The sequence below is a fragment of the Megasphaera micronuciformis F0359 genome (genome assembly GCF_000165735.1).
GTDB classification, from domain to species: Bacteria; Bacillota; Negativicutes; order Veillonellales; family Megasphaeraceae; genus Megasphaera; species Megasphaera micronuciformis.
In genome coordinates this window covers 1-2,529 of record NZ_GL538188.1, presented here as the reverse complement: position 1 = coordinate 2,529, position 2,529 = coordinate 1, and the positions used below count along the sequence as shown (strand labels likewise).

Here is a 2,529-nt window from a genome sequence, read left to right as displayed (position 1 = left end):
TTAAAGAGTATAAAGATATGTCGGCCGTTAATATATGGTTTGAAGTACCCGGAGCTGACGGCAAAAAATACGACGCCGTAGACGGGCTTGAAACACCGGGACATATTCAAGAATATATCAAAAACCCGTACTGGGGATATGTCATAGTGGGGGCGATGTGAGATGCAGCTGATACAAATTGCTAATAAACGAAAGAAGACCGTCATTAACAGCTCCTATGAAAACTTTGTCTGCAAACCTCGAAAGAAGGTACAAATAAAACGGCTTAAGAACGTATCCTTAGAAACTATGCCCGCCTTTGGTGATAGCAGTACGGAACATGTCGGCTACATGGGGGTGGCTCCGTGGTCCTTAGATGATAAAAAAAGCGTCCTGGCAACGACCGTGTTTCATCCCGACGTATTTCCCACACCGCCTCTAGTGGCCGTAACCATACCTCGCGGGTATCACTTTAAAGCCTATATGCAAGTTCGAAACGAGTCAGACGTTATGCGGTTTATCCATTATTTACGGATATGGCGAAACGACGATAAAGATATCACCGTCGATGAAATTTATAAAGGTATCCAACTTTATATATACGACTTTTTAACGCCTCAAGGTCAAATAAACGGATACGGACGAATTCAAGAAGGGATGCTTAGCGTCCATGACGGTGTATGGAAACTGGGGTATAAGGTTTTTGTAAATGAGGGGATGTATCGAGGAGATGCCAATCGGCATGTGGAACTGCCGTGGCAAGTTCTTCGTAAGCCCCGACCGAACTTGACCGCTCTTAAGGAGTACCCGGATATAGACAAGTGTAAGTGCGGCGTACAGGTCTACGGGTATCATCGGTTTTGGAACGAGCGGTTTCATTCGCCTAAAGCCGATAAACGAAGTGAAGAAGTAAAAAAGGCTAAGGGAAAACTTGAGCGGTATTCGGCAGACCTTTTGTATGACTCTAGGCTTCCGTGGCTTGTAGTCCTGGATCAGGTTAAAAATACGGTAACGTATTCCAAGGATACCTACGTTCAAGGCGATATCCGATTATCTCACCAAGACTCCAAGCCCTATCATGTAAAGGTGGCCGTGATAGAAACCTCGGTGATTGAAGGAATTGCTTGCACAAACGAGGTGAAATTTTCAGGCCTTCGGCAATATGAGGTTCGGCAAGGAGTGACTTTTACCTCAGACGAGGCCGTAGGTACCGTCGAGAGGGATAAGGAACTTCCGACCACAGCGTATCGACCGACTCCGTTTATCGGTACCCCGAGTCTTGATTATCTGGTCGTAAAAGTAGACGGTGTACAGCCGAACACGGTCGATGAATTTGAGTAAAGGAGACGTATTTAATCATGACGATATCCACTGAAATCGCCTCTCTTATCGCCCAGACGGTAATTCCCATGCTACTGTCGGCGGGGCTTGCCTTTTACGTATCTGAAAAGAACCGACGCCGAGGCTTGGATAGAGGCGTTCAAGCCTTGCTACGCTGCCGCATGCTCATTGAGTACGAGCGGTATAAAAAAGAAGGCATTACCTACTCGGAGAAAAAGAACTTTATCAATATGTATGAATGCTATCACGCACTTGGTAAAAACGGGGTCATGACCTCTATCTATCAGCTGGTACTGGATATGGAGATAAAAAAAGAATATGAAAAGTAGATGTATACGATTCGGAGAATGGGCGCAGGCCAATTGGCTGGCGCTCATTGCTATGTTGGCGGTAGTACTGTTTATCTTACTGGTTGTAATTGTGTTGTCCTGGCTATACGGTTTTTGGAGTAACGGATTATACGGCACTCACTTTGAAATCAACAGCTGCTGGCAAGGGGTGTCGGCCGTAGGGGCCGGGATTGTAACGGTTGTGGGTCTTGCTAAGGCCGCCTGGACAAAGTACGGGCTTGACAGTAAGTACAATTCACCGGAAGGGCAAAAGCCCAATATGACTACTTCTTTAATAAAGATAGGAGAGGATAAAAATGAGAGAAGGAATTGATGTAAGCTATTGCCAGGAAGGATTTGACTTTGAAGCCGCTAAGGCGGCGGGGAAAGAATTTTGTATTGTTCGCATCGGACGTACCCGAGGAGACGGACGGCAGGAATTGGATGATTTATTTATTCACAATATTAATGCGGCCAAGGCTGCGGGCATGGATATAGGGGTGTATTTTTACAGCCTGGCTACCACAACCTGGCAAGCACAACAAGAAACCATGTGGCTGGTAAAACAGTTGGATATATACCTAAAGGACGTAGAGTTAAAAGCGGGCATCTGGATGGATATAGAAGAAGAGATGCAAAAAGAACTGGGAGCCCAAGAACTTACGTCGGTAGTGATGGCGGGAATTAATATAATGAATGAGGCAGGAAAGTATGTAGGCATCTACGGCAGTTATGATACGCTGGTAAACTGTATGAATTTGGAAGATATCCCCGATTACGTGCCTTTTTTCGTAGCCATTTTCGGACCGGTCAACTATTTTAAACAAGAGTATCCGAATAAGACGTGCAGCCTCTGGCAATACTCCGACGAGGGACAGAT

4 protein-coding genes are annotated in these 2,529 nt (G+C 45.6%); all 4 read left to right on the top strand.

The genetic code is table 11. From position 1 onward, the window contains the following. Positions 1 to 162 precede the first annotated feature (162 nt). Positions 163 to 1,320, top strand: coding sequence for a hypothetical protein (locus HMPREF9429_RS03070; protein ID WP_006941536.1), 1,158 nt, complete (start codon positions 163 to 165; stop codon positions 1,318 to 1,320). A 17-nt stretch (positions 1,321 to 1,337) separates the two neighbouring features. Further along, the gene (locus HMPREF9429_RS03065; protein ID WP_006941535.1) at positions 1,338 to 1,649 is read left to right on the top strand and encodes a hypothetical protein; all 312 of its coding nucleotides are present in this window, start codon (positions 1,338 to 1,340) and stop codon (positions 1,647 to 1,649) included. Then, positions 1,639 to 1,983, top strand: coding sequence for a hypothetical protein (locus tag HMPREF9429_RS03060; RefSeq protein ID WP_006941534.1), 345 nt, complete (start codon positions 1,639 to 1,641; stop codon positions 1,981 to 1,983). Before HMPREF9429_RS03065 ends, HMPREF9429_RS03060 begins: the two co-directional genes overlap by 11 nt. Further along, positions 1,967 to 2,529, top strand: a 563-nt coding sequence (locus tag HMPREF9429_RS03055; RefSeq protein ID WP_006941533.1) for a GH25 family lysozyme, incomplete at its 3' end; no start/stop codon positions are given. The genes HMPREF9429_RS03060 and HMPREF9429_RS03055, both read left to right, overlap by 17 nt.